At 47.4% G+C, this 21,959-nt stretch carries 17 protein-coding genes; 9 read left to right on the top strand and 8 right to left on the bottom strand.

Annotated features, from left to right (window positions below; all coding sequences use genetic code 11):
- Positions 1–105: 105 nt before the first annotated feature.
- On the top strand, positions 106–807 hold the full coding sequence (locus TBC1_RS00245; RefSeq protein WP_062036824.1) for a ComF family protein: 702 nt from the start codon (positions 106–108) through the stop codon (positions 805–807).
- 3 nt (positions 808–810) lie between these two features.
- Here the strand turns inward: TBC1_RS00245 and pyk are convergent, their stop codons facing one another.
- Positions 811–2,232 (bottom strand): pyruvate kinase, encoded by a 1,422-nt coding sequence (pyk, locus tag TBC1_RS00240; RefSeq protein ID WP_062036821.1) that lies wholly within the window; start codon positions 2,230–2,232, stop codon positions 811–813.
- 195 nt (positions 2,233–2,427) lie between these two features.
- Between pyk and TBC1_RS00235 the strand changes: the two genes are divergently transcribed.
- Genes TBC1_RS00235 through TBC1_RS00225 form a run of 3 tightly spaced genes read left to right on the top strand, consistent with a single transcriptional unit; the run spans position 2,428 to position 4,490 of the window.
- On the top strand, positions 2,428–2,988 hold the full coding sequence (locus TBC1_RS00235) for a hypothetical protein (protein ID WP_137305316.1): 561 nt from the start codon (positions 2,428–2,430) through the stop codon (positions 2,986–2,988).
- A gap of 5 nt (positions 2,989–2,993) precedes the next feature.
- Positions 2,994–4,031 carry an endonuclease gene (locus tag TBC1_RS00230; protein ID WP_062036815.1) on the top strand — a complete coding sequence of 346 codons (1,038 nt, stop codon included), beginning with the start codon at positions 2,994–2,996 and terminating at the stop codon, positions 4,029–4,031.
- Positions 4,032–4,043: 12 nt separating this feature from the next.
- Positions 4,044–4,490 (top strand): 6-pyruvoyl trahydropterin synthase family protein, encoded by a 447-nt coding sequence (locus TBC1_RS00225; RefSeq protein WP_172668782.1) that lies wholly within the window; start codon positions 4,044–4,046, stop codon positions 4,488–4,490.
- Positions 4,491–4,496: 6 nt separating this feature from the next.
- Here TBC1_RS00225 and TBC1_RS00220 read toward each other — a convergent pair whose 3' ends face one another.
- Entirely contained in the window at positions 4,497–7,037 is a 2,541-nt protein-coding gene (locus TBC1_RS00220) for a response regulator (protein WP_062036812.1), read from the bottom strand.
- 601 nt (positions 7,038–7,638) lie between these two features.
- Between TBC1_RS00220 and TBC1_RS00215 the strand changes: the two genes are divergently transcribed.
- Together TBC1_RS00215 and TBC1_RS00210 are read left to right on the top strand one after the other, a co-directional pair.
- Positions 7,639–8,913, top strand: a complete 1,275-nt coding sequence (locus tag TBC1_RS00215; RefSeq protein WP_137305313.1) for a peptidase U32 family protein — start codon at positions 7,639–7,641, stop codon at positions 8,911–8,913.
- 583 nt (positions 8,914–9,496) lie between these two features.
- Positions 9,497–10,345, top strand: a complete 849-nt coding sequence (locus tag TBC1_RS00210) for a histidinol-phosphatase (RefSeq protein ID WP_062036806.1) — start codon at positions 9,497–9,499, stop codon at positions 10,343–10,345.
- Between the two features lie 38 nt (positions 10,346–10,383).
- Here TBC1_RS00210 and TBC1_RS00205 read toward each other — a convergent pair whose 3' ends face one another.
- The 6 genes from TBC1_RS00205 to TBC1_RS00185 all read right to left on the bottom strand — a co-directional run bounded on the left by TBC1_RS00205 (position 10,384) and on the right by TBC1_RS00185 (position 17,101).
- Positions 10,384–10,821, bottom strand: coding sequence for a GNAT family N-acetyltransferase (locus tag TBC1_RS00205; protein ID WP_062036804.1), 438 nt, complete (start codon positions 10,819–10,821; stop codon positions 10,384–10,386).
- Positions 10,822–10,960: 139 nt separating this feature from the next.
- Positions 10,961–11,971 (bottom strand): beta-ketoacyl-ACP synthase III, encoded by a 1,011-nt coding sequence (locus TBC1_RS00200; RefSeq protein ID WP_062036801.1) that lies wholly within the window; start codon positions 11,969–11,971, stop codon positions 10,961–10,963.
- Between the two features lie 23 nt (positions 11,972–11,994).
- Positions 11,995–12,957 carry a phosphate acyltransferase PlsX gene (gene plsX / locus TBC1_RS00195; protein WP_062036798.1) on the bottom strand — a complete coding sequence of 321 codons (963 nt, stop codon included), beginning with the start codon at positions 12,955–12,957 and terminating at the stop codon, positions 11,995–11,997.
- 46 nt (positions 12,958–13,003) lie between these two features.
- Entirely contained in the window at positions 13,004–13,189 is a 186-nt protein-coding gene (gene rpmF / locus TBC1_RS17360) for a 50S ribosomal protein L32 (RefSeq protein WP_082189414.1), read from the bottom strand.
- 25 nt (positions 13,190–13,214) lie between these two features.
- On the bottom strand, positions 13,215–13,733 hold the full coding sequence (locus tag TBC1_RS00190; RefSeq protein ID WP_062036795.1) for a YceD family protein: 519 nt from the start codon (positions 13,731–13,733) through the stop codon (positions 13,215–13,217).
- A 134-nt stretch (positions 13,734–13,867) separates the two neighbouring features.
- The gene (locus tag TBC1_RS00185) at positions 13,868–17,101 is read right to left on the bottom strand and encodes an FAD-dependent oxidoreductase (RefSeq protein ID WP_062036792.1); all 3,234 of its coding nucleotides are present in this window, start codon (positions 17,099–17,101) and stop codon (positions 13,868–13,870) included.
- 433 nt (positions 17,102–17,534) lie between these two features.
- Between TBC1_RS00185 and TBC1_RS00180 the strand changes: the two genes are divergently transcribed.
- From TBC1_RS00180 to glmS, 3 genes are all read left to right on the top strand, one after another.
- Positions 17,535–18,362 (top strand): glycogen/starch synthase, encoded by an 828-nt coding sequence (locus tag TBC1_RS00180; protein WP_062036788.1) that lies wholly within the window; start codon positions 17,535–17,537, stop codon positions 18,360–18,362.
- 48 nt (positions 18,363–18,410) lie between these two features.
- Entirely contained in the window at positions 18,411–19,715 is a 1,305-nt protein-coding gene (locus TBC1_RS00175) for a DUF4270 domain-containing protein (protein ID WP_236695620.1), read from the top strand.
- A gap of 325 nt (positions 19,716–20,040) precedes the next feature.
- The gene (gene glmS / locus TBC1_RS00170; protein ID WP_062036782.1) at positions 20,041–21,879 is read left to right on the top strand and encodes a glutamine--fructose-6-phosphate transaminase (isomerizing); all 1,839 of its coding nucleotides are present in this window, start codon (positions 20,041–20,043) and stop codon (positions 21,877–21,879) included.
- The last annotated feature ends 80 nt before the right edge of the window (positions 21,880–21,959 follow it).

Below are 21,959 nucleotides of genomic sequence, written 5' to 3'. Positions count from 1 at the left end.
AAACTGAAGATTTGCACCAATATCATTGAATACCGGGCCTTGCCCTTGCATGCCGTTTATAAATTTTACCGGGTTTGGATTCGCTATAGATAATACATTATACAGATGAAAATTATAACCGGTTTTGCCGAAGACCTTATCTCCCTCATTTATCCCCGGGTTTGCATGTCATGCGGAAATATACTTTACAAAAAGGAAAACATCCTTTGCTTTTCCTGTCTTTATCATCTGCCAAAAACGAATTTTCACCTGATGGATGACAATCCTGTGGCCAGACAATTCTGGGGAAAGATCAATTTTACTTCAGCAGCTTCCTGCTATTATTTTACCAAAGGGAGTAAAGTACAGCACCTGGTGCATCAGCTTAAGTATAAGGGCTTTAAAGAAATCGGTGAATACATCGGGAAACTTTATGGCAATGAATTGCTCAAATCACCGCTTTTCGGAGGGATTTCTGCTGTAATTCCGGTGCCTTTGCACCCGCGAAAGCTGCAAAAAAGGGGGTACAATCAGGCTGAATGGTTCGCGCGCGGCCTGGCCACATCCATGGAGATAGAATTGGATACCAGCACCCTGATCCGCTCACATGCATCTGAAACCCAGACCAGGAAATCGAGATTCAGACGGTGGGAGAATGTAAAGGAGATTTTCAGGCTTACAGATGCGGGCAGACAGGCCGGCAAACATGTGTTACTGGTTGATGATGTGATTACTACGGGCTCGACCCTTGAAGCAGCGGGGCATGCCCTGATGCAGGTGCCGGGCATCAGCATCAGCGTGGCCTCCATCGCCTGTGCAGTTAAGTAGTCCTCAGACAATACTGAGTTTCAGCATATTGGTTTTTCCGGGCGTTCCGATAGGGATACTTGAAACATAAATAATGTAATTGCCCTGTGTAATGCAGCCTCTTGCAATCAGCGCTTTCCGCATATCAAGCATGGCGGCATCGGTACTGGTATATTTTTCAATGTAAAGCCCCTCTATACCCCAGACCAGGCTGAGGGCGCAAAGCAACCGGCGGTTATTCGAAAAGATATATATCCCTGCGCCCTTGCGATGGCTGGCAAGCCTGAAAGCAGAGTAACCGGTGTGCGTCATGGCTATAAGGGCCCTGGCATTAACTTTTCCGGCAAGATCTGCAGCCGCCATAATAACCGCATCCGATATCCTTCGCTCAGGCGGAGCTTCTTCATATTTTATTTCAGGGAAATACATACCGCCGGATTCCACATCAGAAATGATCCTGTTCATGGTTTCCACCGTCTGAACAGGATATTTGCCCACGGAGGTCTCCCCGCTGAGCATAAGCGCATCGGCGCCGTCGAGTACCGAATTGGCAACATCGCTGACTTCTGCCCTTGTAGGACGCATGCTGTTGATCATGCCTTCCATCATCTGTGTGGCTATAATAATGGGTTTGGAGGCAGCAATGCACATGCGTACGAACTTCTTTTGCACAATGGGAACCTGCTCCTGGGGAATTTCCACCCCCAGGTCACCACGGGCGATCATAACGGCATCGGAAGCCCGGATTATCGCCTCAGCATTCTCAACGGCTTCCGGCTTTTCAATTTTTGCCACAATCCGGAGCGAACGGGCTTCGGGATACCCTGCAATCCGGCGACGCAATTCCTCAATATCAGCGGCAGAGCGCACGAACGAAAGCGCTACCCAATGAATATTGTGCTTCATAACAAAATCCAGGTCCGAAAGATCCTTTTCGGAAAGGCTGGGCAGGCTGAGATTGGTCCGGGGTAAATTAACCCCTTTCCGGGAACTTAAAATCCCGCCCTGAACAACTTTTGCCCGCACAGTATTTTCACCATCACTTTCAACCGCCCTGAGCAACAGTTTGCCGTCGTCGAGCAGGATATCTTCTCCTGCCCTTACATCGCGGGCAAAATCAGTGTAATTCACACTGATCAATCCGTTGCGGCAAAGCTCCCCCTTGCAGGTGATTGTCACCTCATCGCCAACCATGAGTTCCATCGCATCATACTCAACCTCCCCCGTCCTTATTTTAGGCCCTGAAAGATCTGCCAGCACAGCAACATGAAGCCCGAGTTCGGCATTAAGCTTTTCAATGGTTTCCAGCGAAGCAGCATGAACCTCGTGTGAGCCATGTGAAAAGTTCAGCCTGAATACATTTACACCTGCCAGCATCAGGCTGCGCAGGACGGGTTCTGCAATGGACGCCGGCCCGAGGGTTGCAACAATCTTGGTCTTTCGCATAGCTTATAATTGATCTACAACAAATTTAATCAATTAAAGGAACCTTCCCCTCTCACGATTGTGAAAATATTCTGCACGAAATCTTTGGGTTCCATACGGTACTACACCGCTGATAATCTGAAACAAGGAGATTGCCGGCAGCCATCAGACCTGACCCATTTTTTATTACTTTTGCAGGCTCAAATCAGGGTCATCTTGACACAGGCAGAAATCTTTATTCTTGTTGCAGCATTATCGGCAGAAGGCTTTGCAGGATCGTGGTATACCGGTGCGTTGCACAGGAAACTTGACGAACCTTTACCGGCGGCAATGCCTGTTGTCCTGGCTTTGATCAGGTCACTGGTGATGATGGCCGGATTTTTTGCCGGAGCAGCCATCAGCCCGTTTATTAATGACAACAAGATCATTTTCGGCCTTATCCTGATTTTTATTACAGGGCTGAAAATATCCATGGAAACTTTCCGCTTTAACCCTGAAGAGAAGATAATACTGGTTGATAATTTCACCACACTTTTGCTTTGGTCGGTTGCGGGAAGTTTCAGCGTTTTTCTGGCCGGAGCGGGAGCCGGACTGGGTATTGCCGTCAGTTATGCAGCATTGGCCGTATTTTTTCTGATTTCAGTGCTCGGATCTTACGCCGGTTTAAGCTTTGGCGCCAGGAAAGGCCTGAGGCCCGGTGTAAGGTATATGGTTTTAGCCTCAGGGGTGGTAATTATGATACTTTCATTGCGCATGTTTATTCTCTTATTATTCTAAACTTCATGAAAAAAGCTCTTTTCATTTTTCTGCTTCCCCTGTTTGGCGCCGCTGTTGCCCAGCCTCCGGCAGGTTACTACAACAATGCTTCCGGGTTAACCGGTACAGCACTGCAGGCTGCGTTGCACAGTATTATTGACAATCACAATGTAATCAGCTATTCCGGGCTGTGGACCGCTTTCGAGACAACGGACGACAAGCCCAATGGTCAGGTATGGGACATGTATTCCAATTGCTCATGGACCTTTGGCGCTGATCAGTGCGGAAATTACAACAGTGAGTGCGACTGCTACAACCGTGAACATTCATGGCCCAAGAGCTGGTTTGATGATCAGGCACCGATGAACTCCGACCTGTTTCATATCTATCCGACCGATGGCTGGGTAAACAACAAACGCAGCAATTATCCCTTTGGCACTGTTTCATCGCCGACATATACTTCAGGTAACGGAAGTAAACTCGGTAATTGCTCCTATCCTGGATATTCAGGGGTGGTTTTTGAGCCCATCAGTGAATATAAAGGGGACTTTGCCAGAACCTATTTCTATATGTCGGTGCGTTATTACAACGAGGACAGCAACTGGCCCGGCAGCGATATGACCATAGGGGCGCAGCTCAGGCCCTGGGCGCTGGCCATGATGCTGGAATGGCACCAAAACGATCCGGTTAGTACCAAGGAAACGGAGAGAAACAATGCCGTTTATGCTTACCAGCAGAACCGCAATCCGTTTATCGATCACCCTGAGTTTGCCCTGCAGATCTGGGGTGACCCTACCGGAATTTATGCTGATAAAATAAACCGGCAAATCAGGGTATATCCGGTACCGGCTGAGAATTTCTGCGTAGTTGACCACAATGGATTTTACCAGCCTCAGTTTGTTACTATTACCATTACGGATATCACCGGTAAACAATATACCACAGATTATACCGCTGACGGATTTAACGTAAATGTCAACACTTCGATGCTTAACCGCGGGATATATTTCATTGCAATAGAGGAGCCCGGCAAGTTGCCGGCCTATGCCAAAATCATCAAATAAGTTGTTTCAGCCATGTCTGTTATCCGTCTGACTAAAGAGTTCAAATTCGAGATGGCACATGCACTGCCCGGCTATGACGGGCCATGCCGCCATATTCACGGTCATTCCTATGAGTTGTATGTCACCATAAAGGGAGAACCGATCAGGGATCCGGCCTCACCCCACTATGGCATGGTCATGGATTTCAGGCAACTGAAAGAGATTGTCCGCGGAAAGATTGTAGATGAATTTGACCATTCCCTGGTGCTTCACAGGGCTACAGCCCCGGAAGAATTCAGCGGAATGAAAGATTTTGTGGGCAGGCTGATCCTGGTTGATTACCAGCCTACCAGCGAAAACCTGTTATCGGATTTTGCTGACAGACTTAAAAACTCACTGCCCGAAGGTGTAAACCTGCATAGCCTCAGGCTTCGTGAAACGGTAACCTCCTATGCCGAATGGGTTGCCGGCGACAACTGATCCCTTTCAATCCGCTGATTCAACGCCCGGGTTGAACAACAGACCGTTCACTTTCCGGTAGAGCACATTTTTATCAATGGGCTTGGGGATATAATCATTACAGCCGGCCTCGATACATTCTTCCCTGTCTTCAGCAAGCACATTGGCTGTTTGCGCTATTACAGGCAAAGCCGGTTTTATCTCCCTGATCCTCCGGGTAGCTTCGTAACCATTCATCACCGGGAGTTGCATATCCATAAGCACAAGATCCACTTCATTTTCTGCGATCATTTCAACGGCCTCCCTGCCATCTGAAGCATAGAGCAGGTTTGCTTCCGTACGGGTGAGCAAAACCGTCAGAAAACGCATATTTACCGGATCGTCTTCAACCATAAGTATGGTCTTGTCTTTCCAGTTATAAACCTTCCGGATTTCATTCACTGAAACACCACCGGTACTTTCCGGTTTATACAATTTCAGCGGAATTCTGAACCGGAAAGTAGTTCCCTGACCGGGAACTGAATCTATCTGTATCCGCTCACCAAAGAGAGACGCAAGTCCCTGGCTGATCGGCAGGCCCAGTCCTACACCGCCATACTGGCGTGAAATCCCGGAATCCAGGCGGTGGAACCGCTCAAATATCACTTTATGGAATTCAGCATCAATTCCGATTCCGGTATCTTTTACAAAGAACTCAATCCGCTTTTTGTCATTTGTAATGTTGAATCCGAAAGTTACCGTACCGGCAGGCGTAAATTTAATTGCATTCGACAAGAGGTTCCAGAGAATCTGCCTGACTTTGAATTCATCGGTCTGAACAACAAGGTCGGGATACTGATCAGGCGTTTCAAGTTTCATTTCAACCGTTGCTTTGCCCATTGAGTTGCGGATATTCTCGAACTCAACCTTCAGCGACTGCATAAACCGGCCCAGCTCACAGATATTTTCCCTTAAATGAACCTGGCCGGAATCAATCATGGCAAGTTCAATTACATCATCAATCAGCCTGAGCAGATGCGTGCCGCTGTTTTTCATGATTTGCAGGTATTCTCTGCGTTCATCAGGGCCGGGATCTCCCTCGTTAATGACATCAATAAATCCCATGATATGATTCATCGGGGTCCTTACCTCATGGGATATCCCTGCCAGAAAAGCCGATTTCAGCTTATCCGAAGCCTCCGCGCTCATCAGCGCATTTTTCAGCTTCTCCTCGGTCCGTTTCCTCGACAGTGCATTCACCAGGATCTGACCGGTTAAACTGAAAATATTGACACTTTGCTCATCCCACTGAATCGGCCGGCTATAGGTATCGAACCCGATGTAACCCATAAATTCCCTTCCGACAAAGAGCGGAATATTGATCAAGGATTCAATGTTCAGCAAATCGAAAAAAAACGGGAGTTCTTCTGTTCCTTCAGCAATACCGGCCTCTTCCCTGGAAAGCTGAAATATTTCGCCGGCCCTGAGCCTGCTAAAGTACTCCTTTAAATCCCTGACTAAGATGGAAGATTGCCCTGAACGGTGCGACTGCCTGATGTCATCATCCCACTCGTGTGTGATGCGGATGTATTCTTCATCGTCGGAAAGCCCTACCAGATAGGCTCGTTCCGCCTTTGTGAAAAGGGCGACCTTTTCAAGGGCACCTTCGATAATGTTATCAATGTTCCCGATATCCGTATTGATCAGTTCGGACGAAAGCCGGCTCATGTATTCTATAAAGTCTATTCTGTTCTTCAGCAATTCCCCGGCCCTGACCCGCTCACTGATATCCCTGTATATTCCGAAAATCCGCTGATGACCGTAGCTATTGTTGAAAGGGACTCCCAAAATGGATACATCAAACCAGGAACCATCCTTCTTCATCCTTTTACTTTCCACCATCACCTTCCGGCCTTCCCAGTTGGAACGTGTTAGTTCCAGTGCTTCATCCAGCATCAGACCGGGCGAGATCATCTCATCAAGTTTTTTCCCCAGCACTTCATGTCCCTTAAACTGAAACAGGCGTTCAAATTCAGGATTGACATCCAGTATCCTGTTTTCACCGTCGACCATTACGATCGCTTCCGGAGCCGATGCAAACAGGTGCTTGTACTTTGTTTTTTCGAAAAGCAGGGCAGAATTGCTGACCCTGTTGCTTACCGACACCGAAACCAACCGGCACACAGCGCTCAACAGTTCAAGCGACTGTCCGTGGATCCCCTGTTCCCCGTTATCAAACAGGAAAAGCAGCGATGCCTGTTCTTCCAGTGGATATATCAATGCCGTGTATACCCTATCGCCAAAAGGCATCCTGAAATGTCCGGTCAGGCTTAAGGATACTGCTTTGTTTCCATTGATTACCGGGCCATGCAGGGCTTTAAAGACAGCCTGCGACAAATGTCCGGCATCCGGTACCGGTGAGGCAGGACCGCCGGGATACTGAAAAAGCAGCTCCCTGATGCTGACTGCAGATCCCGAACGATCGGCAATAAAAATGAAAAAATGCCTGAATTGTAATATACCCGCAAGCGATTGGATTGCTGCGAACTCCTCTGCCGGTACATCAGTAAAAACGCGGGGATTGTCCATCAAAGTTCTTCTCTAAGCTGGTTTAGTGCCGGATCAGTATCATTTCATTCAGGAACTGACCCCGGGTAGTAATTGTTAATGTGCTTAAAGCCTAAAAGTAAGCGTGTCGTGGTGCAATTATAGGACTTTTTTTGTAATTCCAATCCGACTGACTTTTCAATGGACTAATCAAGCATTCATTGTTGTCCGGGGAAATTATTATAATTTGACCGGAATGCTATATAGGTGTTGGTTTCAGAAGATTGTAACAGCATACAACTTACTTTTAAATATTTCGCCACTAAGCGATGCACTGAGCCTGCCGAAGTGGCACAAAGGCACCAGGTTGCACAAATTTATTTTTCTCATTTAGTGATACTTAGTGTCTTCGTGTATTTGTGGCAAATTCTTTCTTCATTTTATCCGGACAATGGTGATTAAGCATTTTATTCGCTGTATGAACCCGTGATCAGCTAATGATGAATTATCCGGAAAGGGCTCCCCGGGCATGTCCGGAAATCCGCTTTCTGACAGCTACGCATCAATCAGCACAGTACCTTCAGGTTGCCGGAGCAAGGGAACCTTCTGTCAGATATGGATTTAAACTACCTTTGCAAAAAAAATCCGGATGCAGGAAATAGAAATTATGTCGCCGGCCGGGTCGTTTGATGCGCTGATGGCAGCCATACAGGGCGGAGCCGGGTCGGTATATTTCGGAGCGGGGCAGCTGAATATGCGTGCACGCTCCTCAAGCAATTTTTCGCCCGACGATATCCGCCGTATCACTGAAATCTGCCGGGAACACGGGGTGAAATCCTACCTTACCCTCAACACAATTATTTACGACGAGGAATTGCCCCTGATGCGCGAAATGGTGGACCTGGCCAAAAAAAGCGGCGTCAGTGCAATCATTGCTTCCGACCTTTCCGTGCTGGATTATGCCCGGAGCCAGGGGGTGGAAATTCATATCTCTACGCAATGCAACATCACCAATACAGAAGCGGTAAAATTCTATGCGAAATATGCCGATGTGATGGTGCTGGCCAGGGAATTGAACATCGGGCAAATGGAGGGCATAACCCGCGCCATCCGTGAAGAGCTGATTACAGGTCCGAAAGGGGAACTGGTTCAGATTGAGGTATTTGTTCACGGGGCGCTGTGTATGGCGGTCTCGGGAAAATGTTACATCAGCCTCGACAATTTCAATTCATCGGCCAACCGGGGCGCCTGCATGCAACCCTGCCGCAGGGCCTACCATGTTAAGGATGTTGATAACCAGATTGAGCTGGAAGTTGACAATAAATACATCATGTCGCCCAAAGACCTGATGACCCTGCCCATCCTCGACCGTTTGCTCGATGCCGGGGTAACCGTGCTGAAGATAGAAGGCCGCGGCCGCTCTGCGGAATATGTGAAAACCGTCACCCGGACCTATCATGAAGCGGTGGAGGCCTGGAAAAACAGGCAATATACCCGCGAAAACGTTGAAAAGTGGACTGCTGAAGTAAACAAGGTTTACAACCGTGGATTCTGGAGCGGCTACTACCTCGGCGAAAAAACAGGGGAATGGTCGGAGCGTTATGGCTCTCAGGCAACACAAAAAAAGGTTTACATTGGTAAGGTTGTCAATTTTTTTGCAAAGCTGAATGTTGCTGAAATCAAGATTGAAACCCACTCACTGAGCGTGGGAGACAGTTTCCTGGTGATAGGACCCACTACAGGCGCATATGAAGGTAAAGCGGATGAGATCAGGGTGGAACTGAAGCCCATAGGACAGGCGGTAAAAGGCGATCATTGCTCGGTACCGGTTACCGAAACCCTCAGGCGGGGAGATAAGGTTTACCTGGTGGTAGATGCCGGTCACCCCTTGTTCCAGGTACAAACTGAAAAACTTTGAATCCGGAAAGCGTGCAGGAACGTGGGATTGCGGATTGCGGCCCTTCGACTGCGCTCAGGGTAAAATTGCGGATTTTGGATTTTGGATTTCGTTTAAAGTGGCGAGGGACGAGGGGCGAGGGACGGTAATTTATCAAAAGGTGCTGCTCACCTGAACACAAGAGCACATGAACACCCGGCCCTGCGGAATTTCCAAGTTCAAATTTTTAATTTCTAAACAGATTGTTTTTCAGGTATATAAGCAACATTTCACATTGAAATCTTTGGTTTACATTTACACATAACCACATTTTCATATGGAAACATTGCGAAGCACCCGAGCACCCGAACACCTGAACCTGCCGAATTTCTAAAACCTGATTTTAAATTTCTAAACAGATTGATCTTTTGTAATATAAGCGCTAATTATGCATCATAATTCCTGGATTTCATTTTCACGACATGTCCCGCTTGAGGAAGGATTTACACATTTCCATATTTGCACATTTGCATATTTCCACATTGCAACATTGCGAAGCACTTAAACACATAAATACCCGAACACCCGAACACATGAACACCTGAACACCTGAACACCTAAACACATGAACACCTTACATAACTACCACACCCACACCCATTACTCTGATGGTTCATCAGCGCCGGTTGAGTATATTGAAGAAGCTGTACGGCAGGGATTTTCCGCACTCGGATTTTCGGAGCATTCCGTGCTTCCTTTCGAAAACACTTTTGCGCTGAAGCCGGGTTCTGAAGCTGCTTACACTTCGGAAATCAGGAAACTGCGCGAAACTTTCAGTGACCGGATCGAGGTGCTGCTGGCACTTGAAGCCGATTATATTCCAACGCTCAGCACCGGATTTGAAAAGCTGAAACAATCGCTCGGCCTTGATTACATTATCGGAAGCGTTCACCTGGTAGGGAACAGCTATCCGGATAACCTGTGGTTTATCGACGGGCCAAAGCGTGAAACCTATGATGAAGGGCTTAAACAGTTCTATAACGGCGATATCCGGAAGGCCGTGACCGCTTACTGGCACCAGATCAACAGTATGCTGGAAAATGAATCCTTCGCGATCATCGGACACCTGGATAAAATCAAGATGCACAACCAGGGCCGCTGGTTCAGGGAAGATGAAAAATGGTATGCCAGTCTGGTAAATGAAACCCTGGCGCTGATTGCCGAAAAGGAAGTGATTGTTGAGGTAAATACCCGCGGGATTTACAAAGGCCGCAGCGACAGCCTGTTCCCCGGCGAGACCATTCTGCGCATCATTCATGAAAGAAATATCCCGGTAACCATCAGCAGCGATGCTCACCAACCGTCTGAAATCAGCCTGTTGTTCGGGCAGGCTGAAGAGATGCTTAAAAAATGCGGTATCAGGTCAGTGAGCAGGTATAATCACGGCATATGGTCGGAAGTTGGAATTGTCTGAAACCCTTTCCCATGTTTCTGTGAAGGTGAACAATTTGTTCATGTATTCTCTTCCCTTTTGTAAATCATCAGATAATGATCTATCCCAGCTTCTTCAAAACGCGGACCTTCCGCAACAAATCCATATTTCCCGTAAAAACCGGCTACCTGCACCTGTGCATGCAGGTAAACGGGCCTGTTCAGGGGTAAAACTTCCTGAAGCAGATGCCTTACCATCAATTCACCGGCGCCCATGCCCCGGGCTTCACTGACCACGGCAAACCGCTCCAGTTTAATGCCTTTTGATGTTTCGCGTCGCCGGCAGGTAGCTATTGCCTTGCCGTCAGCAAAAACCAGGTAATGGAGGCTGGAGTTTTCAAATTCATCGTATTCAAGCGCTTCGGGCACCTGCTGTTCCTTTACAAAAACCTGATACCTGATCCGGCGAGAAAGGGCGGTAAATTCATGCTGACCGGAAGTAAAACGTACAATTTTCATTCGGGAATGCATAAGGGAGTATCTGTGAAACACCGGAATCGGATTGGAGGTATGCCCCGGCTGAATTAAAAGTATAAAAAAAGCCTGTAACGGATTACAGGCCCTGTAAATTTTCAGATGGAATCCGGATAAAATCCAGCTATTTGACCACCTTATCGCCGTCGTAGGCCCATTTCACGTAAACTGCGCCCCAGGTGAATCCCGCGCCAAAGGCAGCCAGGATAATGTTATCTCCCCTTCTGAGCTGATTTTCCCATTCCCAGAGGCAGAGCGGCAAAGTGGCAGAAGTGGTGTTGCCGTAACGCTGAATGTTGATCATTACCTGCTCTCTTTTTATGCCCATGCGTTGGGCCGTGGCCTCGATGATGCGCATATTTGCCTGGTGCGGAACCAGCCAGTTCAGGGTTTCGGAAGTAATCCCATGTTTTTTCATCATATCCACCGACACATCTGCCATTTTGGAAACAGCCCATTTAAAAACAGCCTGTCCCTCCTGATAGATGTAATGTTCGCGGGCATCAATGGTTTGGTGGGTGGGCGGTTTAACCGATCCACCTGCTTTCTGGTGCAGATGAATTCGGCCAACACCATCGCTCTGCAGCATGGCATCCATCACACCGTAGTCTTCCGCTACCGGCTCAAGCATAACCGCAGCAGCACCATCGCCGAATATCGGACAGGTGGCCCGGTCGGTGTAATCCACAATTGACGACATCTTGTCGGCGCCAACCACAATAACCTTTTTATGAGATCCCGATTCAACAAACTTTGAAGCGGCAGTCAGTGCGTAAAGAAAACTGGAGCAACCGGCATTCATGTCATATCCGAAGGCATTCCGGATATCGGTCTTGTCGGCGATAATATTTGCAGTTGCAGGGAACAGCATGTCGGGTGTAACCACACCACAGATAAGCATATCAACTTCTTCGGGTTTTGTGTTGGTTTTGCGGAGCAATTCCTTCACAGCTTCTGCACCCATATCTGAAGTGCCTTTACCTTCACCCTTCAGTATCCGGCGCTCTTTGATGCCGATGCGGGTCATGATCCACTCGTCGGAGGTGTCTACCATCCGGCTGAGTTCATCATTTGTCAGGATATAATCAGGAACGTAACCACCCACTCCGGTAATCGCAGCTCTTATTTTAGTCATCGGCAGTTCAGTTAAATATTAATTTAATCTCTAACAACAACAGTTACCCTGGAAAGCGCCCGCTTGATTTTTTGTGAAAGCCTGGCATGGTAAACATCCCGGGCAAGCAACAACATGTTTTTGATGGCGACATCATTCGAAATACCGTGCCCGACAATTACTGTGGAATTGATACCAAGAACCGGCGTTCCGCCGTAATTTTCATAATTGAAACGGGTGAAGTAATCATCGGTAATCCCACGCTTCATCATCATCCTGAACATTCCTTCGATGTTTTTCAGTAGTATATTACCGGTGAATCCATCACAGACTATTACATCAGCCTTGGATTTGAAGAGATCCCTGCTTTCAATATTTCCGGTAAAGTTAAAGTCTTTGCCCTCTTTCATCAGCTGATAGGTTGCCTGGCTCAAAAGATTTCCCTTACCTTCCTCATGACCAATATTCAGCAGGGCTACCCTGGGATTATTGATCTTATATACATTTCTGGCCATGATGCTCCCGAGCAGGCCAAACTGATACATTACATCCGGCTTGGCATCGGGATTTGTGCCAATGTCAAGCAGCAGGCTGAGGCCTCCGTTCTCCTGGGGCAAAACAGTGGAAGTACAGGGACGGATCACGCCCTGGATGTTGTTAACGCTGTAGATGGCACCTACGAGCATCGCCCCGCTGCTGCCGGCACTTGCAAAAGCATCAATCCGCTTGTGTTTAAGCTCTTTAAACCCGATACTGATGCTTGATTCCGGCTTGCGCACAATGGCATGCGTGGGATGTTCTCCCATGCCAATTACATCATGTGCATGAACGATGTCGAAAAGCCCCGGGTCTGCATGGTGCTTTTCAAGTTCGCCCAAAATAATTCCGGTTTCCCCGATCAGCACAATTCGATCAGACGGCGATAATTCTTTCTGGGCTAGTAATGCTCCGGCAATAGTAGCAACCGGGGCGAAATCACCGCCCATAACATCGAGTCCGATTTTCATCTGACTTTGTTTTGGTTAGAAAAGCGTGACTGCAAGAGGCGGAAGCTTAAGCTGTGGCCGCTTTTTCAATGGCAAGCTTGCCTTTATAGTAACCGCACTCGCTGCAAACACGATGGTACAGAACAGAGGCTCCGCAATTTGAACAAATGGTAATCGTAGGAGCTACTGCTTTGTAATGCGTCCTTCTCTTTGCTGTCCTGGTTTTTGAAAACCTATGTTTTGGATTTGGCATTTCGGTTTTTTTTAAGTGTTATTATTTATTCAAAATTCAAGTCTTTCAACTTATCCCAGGGGCTATCCGTTTCACCATGGGATGACAGCTCGTTCAACCTTTTCAGGATATCAGGATTACAGGTACTTTCACCCTGTTCGTTCACGGGATGAACCACCCTGTAAGGAACCATCAGATGAAGGTAATCAAAGATCAGCGATGAGATATCAATATGCGTCTCATTTTCAGGAATGATGAGCACATTGTCATCTTCTTCCGAGTAAGCCTGACCAAACCTGATAAAGTATTCTTCCTTACCCTCAACAGGCAGATCAAATTCATCAAGACAACGGCTGCAGGTCACCCTGATGGTTCCTTTCATCTGAAAATTGAGGACAAGCATCCGCTCCATTTTATTCAGTTCAAGGTCCACCTGAACACTGGCTTCCCTGATCTCCCCATAGTCGAACGATCCAAAGAACTTATCGTCAATGACGTAGCTAAACCTGTGGTTTCCAGCATTTAAACCAACAAATGGAATTACAAATTGTTTCAGGTAATCCACTGCTTAAATTGTTTCAGGTTTAAGGGGTGCAAAAGTAGAAATTAAAATTATGATAACCAAATAAAAAATCCCGGCTATCTTCCTCAGCCGCAACCTAATCCCCGGTAAAACCGGATAGTGCGTGAATCCGGCAATTACTTAAAGGCCTTCTCGGGTAAGCCGTCGCCGGTCATGGCAAGCCGCTTCATATAATCAGGCACCGGCCTCCCCAATAGTTTATCCACATAAATTTTGGCAAGGTATTGTCCAAGCATGAAACCCTGCCCCCTTAATCCGACAAACAAACCAAGCTCCGGATCAATAATCATGCGCGGTTCAACATAATAACCGGCCCAGACTGCCTGGAAGCCGACCGACGCGAGATTGGGGAACCAGTTGACAAATACCTCCGAGGCAATTTCAAGGAATTGTTGCGAATTGATCTTCAAATTCTTGTCTGTTTCCATCGGATCAACCGCAGGGGAAGCGCAACCGATAATCTGACCGGTTTCGGCAAGCTGCTGACCATATACCGCAACAAATCCCTTATACTTTCTGCGGTCGATGATCATATCCAGCGGACTGCCGTGCAACCCCATCATGGGGAGCCTGCGGGTGATAAAGGCCTGATGTTTCACGGGATAAAGGCCAGTTTCAATGCCCAGCATATTGGCAAACTTAGCCGCCTCAGGACCCAGGGCGTTAACAAAAACCTGTGTATGATATTCAATGTATTGTTTGTCATGATCCTGCACCAGTACTTTATAGGTGTCTCCGTCGCGATGCACCGCGATCAGTTTGCAGTCTTCCTTTACGGTGCCTCCATTGCGGATACCGATCCGGCGGATCAGGTCAATGACGCGACCGGGGGTGGCCTGCCAGCAATCACGGGTTATCTGCGCTCCTATGTATGTATCAAGTCCCGGGTTGATGAAAGAAGAGATCTCTTTTGCATAGTCTTTCGGTTCAACCATGTAAGCGTCGGACCAGGCGCGTGCCGATTCAAGGGCTTTATAGGTTGCCTCATCATGGGCAAAATTCACATAATTGATCTGCCTGAAATTCACATCATGGATCTTCTGAAGATCTTTGAAAATTTCGAGGTTATGCCGGGCGATGTCGGCAATTTCGGGAAGACTGAATGCCGGCCGTCCTCCGGCAATATTCCGCCACGACGCCCCTCTGCCCGAATTGACCAGTACCGGTTGCTCGCCGGCTTCAGCCAGATACCTGAAAAGGGCCGATCCGCCGATACCGCCGCCGGCGACCAGCGATTTAACTTTGACAATCTTCGGTTTCTTTCCGTTACCACTGATAAACACCTCTTCATGAACATCCCGCGGATAAAGCTCTCCCATCGAAAGCTGGTTGGATAAAGGCCCGCGGGGGGTGGCGTCGCCAACGATCGAAATATCATAATTCCTCAGCGTTTGTTTCAGCCTCCGTATGCACCGTTTCCCGCGGCATGCACCCATTCCCAGACGGGTGGTATGTTTCACCTCATCCACCGAGATAAACTTCCGGTCGCCGATGGTTTCAAGGATTTCGCCCAAGGTAACGTCATCGCAGTGACAAACATACATTTCCTCCTCCTTCCTGTATTCAACAGGGGTCATGGTAACAGGTTCAGGATATTTTTCCCTGACAATAAATCCCCGCACGCCGATCAGATCATTTCCGTGAATGGTGGTGGCCTTCACCCTGGCGATATTGGTCTTGTTTGGTTTCTTCAGTATCTTTTCAATGATTCCTTCGCCCAGAATTTTCCCGTTATTGTCCACAAGAAATACTTCAGATTTCTCCTCTGCATGATACTCAATGGGCAGAAACAACCAGTCCTTGGCGGTATTATAGCCGAAAATGGCCAGGCCGGGACACTGATAAACACAATCCATACAACCTATGCACTTATCAAAGTCAATCTTCGGAACAGTGCTGGTAGAGGTTTTTGTGATGGCGCCATGCGGACAGGCAAATTCGCAGGGATTACAGGCAAATCCGTAAAGGCAGTCGATCTGCACAAAAGGCTTGGCTGCCAGACGTTCAGGCGAAGGTTCAAAAGGTTTTTCAATCACCCTTACCGGATGCTGCTGAGAATCGATATACTCCTTGGAAATATTCAGAAACTCATCGTAACTGAACCTGGTTCCGATCTCATTCATGATTTCAAAGGCCACCTGTTTGCCCCTGAGTACGGCGCTGGTTCCCTCTCCGATGCGAATGGCATCACCTGCACCAAAGCAGGCCCTGCCGAAAACCTCATTGCCCTTGATCAGTAGTTGATCGTCGGGTACCAGACCGGTACAGATATTGATGGCATCAATGCCTTCTATTACTTTTTCGGTTCCCGGAACAGGTTGAAAGTCCTTACATTCGGCAACCACCGCCCCGGTAATTCCGTCGTGGTTTTCGTTGGGGATGGCTTTAAGCAGAATATGCGACAAGATCACCGGAATTCCCAGCCGGCGCACCCTGTTTGCCTGAACAGGGAACCCGCCTTCGAAAGGCTGCGCTTCAATAATGGCCTTAACATTGGCACCAGCCTGCATCAGCTGATAGGAAGTAAGATAGCCGATATTTCCGGCCCCTACAGTAAGGATATTCTTCCCGAGAAGGGTAAACTCGGTGTTCATCATCTTCTGCACGACCGCGGCGGTGTAAACACCCGGTAAGTCATCATTCTCAAAGGCAGGCATAAACGGGACGGCGCCGGTGGCAACAACCATATATTCAGCATCGACATAATAAATTTCATCCGTTTTGATGTTTTTCACCGCGATGCGTTTCCCTTCGAGCAGGTCCCAAACGGTGGAATTCAGGAAAATACCCGAATGATCTTCTCCGGCAAGAGTTTGGGCAATATCGAACCCGCGCATGCCGCCGAACTTTTTTTCCTTTTCAAAAAAGAAGAATTGGTGGGTTTGCATCAGAAACTGTCCGCCTATCCGGTCGTTGTTATCGATAACGATATTGTCCACTCCGTGTCTGTTCAGCTCTTCGCGGGCGGCAAGTCCGGCAGGCCCTGCACCAATGATGGCAACGACGGTTTTGAATACGCGGGTCGGGTTTTTCTTATCCGGCTCCACCATGGCCGGACTGAAATCATGCGGGATTTCACTTACCTGCTTAACATTATCGACCAGGGTGATACAAATACGCCTGATTTGTCCGTCGACCAGCATTTCGCAGGCACCGCATTTTCCGATACCACATTCGAGACTTCTTTCCCGGTTCTTAAGACTATGGCTATGCACCGGATATCCGGCCTGATGAAGGGCGGCAGCAATGGTAAATCCCTTTTCCCCGGTGATTTGCTTTCCTTCAAAGGTGAAAGTTACTTTTTCTGATTCCTTGATCTCGAGAATCGGGTGAACTTCTATTTTGTGCATCTGAGTAGAATTATCAGTGATTAAAGCTCTTTTAGTAAAACCGGATAAATCATTTATCCTGTCCTGAATCAAATCAGGCGCGGCAAATTTATAACTATTTGTGCTGTCAGGTTAAAAACTGTAAAGAAAAATCAATGCCTATATAAATCATTATCAACCCATTAACTTAGAATCATTATAAATAAGCGCCTGGGATTCGCAAACGATTGCGCTAATCATATACAAAATGTAGTATTATAAAATTCAGGCAGCCAGGGAAGATAAATTAATATCTAACTGAAAATCAATCAATAAAAATTGAGATAAACGTTAAGTATCATGGCTGTAGTCTTGTTTTGCGCTGATTAACAAGTGAATAATAATAAGTTAAAAATAAAAGATTGGATTTAATTTGCTAATTTTGCACATTATTTCGACAATAACAGGTTCTATTATGGAAAAAGCGAGGATACTGTTTGTTTCTCAGGAAATTATACCTTATCTGAGAGACAGTCAGATGGGTTATATCGGCAGGCATCTTCCTCAGGGAATTCAGGAGAGGGGACGCGAAATCCGCACATTTATGCCCAGGTTCGGGCATATCAACGAACGCAGAAATCAGCTGCATGAAGTAATCCGTCTTTCGGGTATGAACCTGATCATTGACGATACAGACCATCCGCTTATCATTAAGGTTGCATCCATACAATCGGCCAGGATGCAGATTTATTTTATTGATAATGAGGATTATTTTCAGCGGAAGTTCATGTTCCGCGACAAGAACAACAAGTTTTACAAAGACAATGACGAGCGTGCCGTATTTTTTTCTCGCGGGGTGATAGAGACCGTTAAGAAGCTTGGCTGGGCCCCTGATCTTATCCACTGCCACGGCTGGATGACCAGCCTTGTGCCGCTCTACATCAAGCGCGCCTACCGTGATAACCCGCTATTCAGCGACACCAGGGTGGTGATGTCAATCTACGACGATGATTTTGAAGAAGCCTGGAACAAGGATTCGGGCAATAAAATCAAGCTTGACGGAATAACAAACAAAGATCTCAAACACTATAAGAAGCCCACTTACGTTAATGTAATGAAAACGGCCATCGATTTTTCTGACGGTGTTATCGTCGGCAGTGAAACCGTTAATGCCGAGCTGCTTGATTACATCAACGAGACCGGGAAACCAATGCTGCCGTATCAGCCGCTTGACAGGTTTATTGACGCTTATAACATTTTTTATGATAAAATCATAAGCAGCCAGCCTGCAGCATCTGAATAAACCTTAATCTTGCATTGCTTGTCAATACTTCTTCAATCAGATTTTAACGTGCACAAACTCAGCTTCAACCGGGCCATTCTGGCCATAATTTTCGCGCTGTCAATCACCTCCTGCAACAAAGAACCCGACCTGATCGGGATAGATCTTTTACCCGACAGCGATTATCTCAACCTGAGCTTTACCGACACTTCAACCATTATCGCCTATACGGTAAGGGAAGATTCGCTGCGCACAGACGAGCTGTCGGCAAACCTTTTGGGCTATATGAATGATCCTGTATTCGGGAATGTGCTGGCATCAATTTATACACAATTCCGTTTGCCGACAAACAATGTTACCTTTGGGGAAAATCCCGTTGCAGATTCCATTGTGCTTACCCTGAAATATTCAGGAATTTACGGCGATTCTTTGTCGCAACACACGGTAAGGGTTTTCGAGCTTGCCGACTCTATCAATGTTGATTCCTCTTATTACTCTCATAATACCGTTCCGGTGATTCCCCAGCAGATCGGCGAAGCTGTTTTTGTTCCCAATCTGGTAGAGGCAGATTCGGTCGATGGTGCCTTTGTTGCCCCGCACCTGCGGATCACGCTCACCCAGGCATTTGCTGAAAAGATCATGACTGCCGGCGAAGAAACCCTTTCGTCAAATGCTTATTTCCTTGAGGTTTTTAAAGGCCTGCACATCACCGTGGATCCTTTCACCACTACCGCAACAGGCTCCATTCTCTCATTCGACCTGGTGGATGACCTTTCCAGGATAACCATCCATTATCACAACGATACCGACACAACCTCCATCAGGCTTCCCATCAACGCCTCCTGTGCCCGTTTCAATAATTACGAACATTTTAATTATTCGGGGGCTGATCCGGAACTTCTTCAGCAACTCGCCGGAGATACCACAGCAGGAGCTAACCGTATTTTTCTGCAGGCAATGGCGGGAACAAAAGTAAAACTGAGAATTCCTTACCTTAAAAATATCCCGGAAAACGCACGGATTGCAGTAAATGAAGCATTGCTGATATTTACCAATGACGATCCCGGATCCAGCCTGCCTCCGCCCACACAGCTTGCCATCAGGGCGCTGAGCAGCACCGGGGCGTATGTTGTTTTGCCCGACGAAAACATAGGTTCGGCCTATTTCGGAGGTAAATATATCAACAACAGTGAATACCGCTTCAGGCTCACCAAATATGTACAGGACAGAATGCGATACCCGGAAGCGGAAGATCACGGATTGATGATGGTGATTGCCGGTTCCTCCCTTACCGCAAACCGGGCGGTTATCAAAGGCCCGGCCAGTAGCAACAACCGGGTTAAACTCGTGATCTATTATACCCTTGTTGAGTAATACGCTACATTTTAAAATTTCTTAATTACTCATTCGTATACAGATTTCAGGGCCGGTTTCTGAATTTGTTCTTTTTAAAGCAGTACCTTTGTACCTGCTTCCGTTAACCAGAAGCATGCATCCCTGAACGCATGCAAAAAGAATGGCCAGGGTGTTCTTAGTAAAACCACAGGGACCAAACGCTGTTTATAAATAGAAACCGTCGAAAGTGATACCTGATCCGGTCTCTTTATGATCAATGTTTCAACAGATTACTTTCGATGAACAATTTGATTAAGTATCATTGACCAGGTCGTTATGATTTAATGAAATTAAAACAGGAATTATGTGTGGAATAGTTGCTTATATTGGCCCGAGGCAGGCATATCCGATTCTGATCAAGGGATTACACCGGCTTGAATACCGCGGATACGACAGTGCCGGGGTTGCTGTGCTCAACAGTGATCTTAAGTTATATAAGTGTAAAGGTAAAGTAGCAGCTTTGGAAGAAGCTGTTAAAGATAAAGACCTTTCGGGGAATATAGGTATCGCCCATACCCGCTGGGCGACACACGGAGAGCCGAACGATGTGAATGCCCATCCCCATTTTTCCTATTCCAGGAATCTGGCCATCATTCACAATGGAATTATAGAAAACTATGCTCCGCTTAAAAATGAACTGATAAACAGGGGATTCCGTTTTGAGAGTGAAACAGACACCGAAGTGCTGATTCACCTGATAGAAGACATTGAAATCAATGAAAAAGTAAGTCTGGCCGAAGCTGTTCAGATCGCGCTTAACCAGGTAGTAGGCGCTTATGCCATTGTAATCATTGATAAAAATGACCCTGATACGCTGATCGCCGCCCGCAAGGGAAGCCCGCTGGTTGTCGGTATCGGTGAAAATGAATTTTTTGTTGCTTCGGATGCCACACCTATTGTGGAGTATACCCGCGAGGTGGTTTACCTGAACGACGAAGAAATTGCCATACTTCACCGCAATAAGGAGATAAAAATCAAGACCATTACCAATATCGAGAAAACCCCGTATATCCAGACCCTGGAGATCAACCTCAGCGCGCTGGAGAAAGAAGGGTTTGATCATTTTATGCTGAAGGAAATCTACGAGCAGCCCCGGTCGATCCGCGACAGTATGCGGGGCCGCCTGAAAGCCCGTGAAGGCATTGTGCTGCTGGGAGGTATCATCGACTATCAGCAGAAACTGGTGAATGCCAAACGCATCATTATCATTGCCTGCGGCACCTCGTGGCATGCCGGACTGGTCGGGGAATATCTTTTTGAGGAGCTGGCACGCATCCCCGTTGAGGTAGAATATGCTTCGGAGTTCAGATACCGGAATCCGGTTATCTACGAAGACGACGTTGTAATTGCCATCTCACAGTCAGGTGAAACCGCCGATACCCTTGCCGCCATCGAACTGGCAAAATCGAAAGGTGCAACCATCATCGGCGTCTGCAATGTAGTCGGATCATCCATAGCCAGGGCCACACATGCAGGATCGTATACCCATGCAGGCCCCGAAATCGGCGTTGCCTCCACAAAGGCATTCACCGCACAGGTTACCCTGCTTACGCTGATGGCGCTGATGCTTGCCGACAGCAAAGGGACAATCTCCAAATCGAGGTTCAACCAACTTCTTCATGAACTGGATGACATTCCCGGCAAGGTGGAGGAAACCCTGAAAGTTAACGATAAAATCATAGAGATTGCCACAGTATTCAAGGATGTAAGAAACGCCCTTTACCTGGGCAGGGGCTATAACTTCCCTGTTGCCATGGAGGGCGCGCTCAAACTGAAAGAGATCTCCTATATCCATGCCGAAGGTTATCCGGCCGCGGAAATGAAACATGGGCCCATCGCGCTGATCGATGAAGAGATGCCGGTGGTTGTGGTTGCCACCAACAAGGGGACCTATGAAAAGGTGGTGTCGAACATTCAGGAAGTGAAAGCCCGGAAAGGCAAGATCATTGCCATTGTCACCGAAGGCGACGAAACCGTGAAAGCCCTGGCAGACCACATCATTGAAGTCCCCGAAACCGAGGAGATGCTTGTTCCCCTTATCGCAACCATTCCGCTTCAGCTGTTGTCGTACCATATAGCGGTGATGCGCGGATGCAACGTGGATCAGCCCCGGAACCTCGCCAAAAGCGTTACCGTAGAGTAATTGCGGCTGAAGCCATCTGCTGAAAATCATTCAGCAAAGACGATTTTTTCTGAACTGAAATCATTTTCTCCCGGAAAAGT

This window comes from Lentimicrobium saccharophilum (assembly GCF_001192835.1).
Classification (GTDB): domain Bacteria; phylum Bacteroidota; class Bacteroidia; order Bacteroidales; family Lentimicrobiaceae; genus Lentimicrobium; species Lentimicrobium saccharophilum.
The sequence above is the reverse complement of the archived record's forward strand: the minus strand, read 5'-3'. Positions and strand labels throughout refer to the sequence as shown.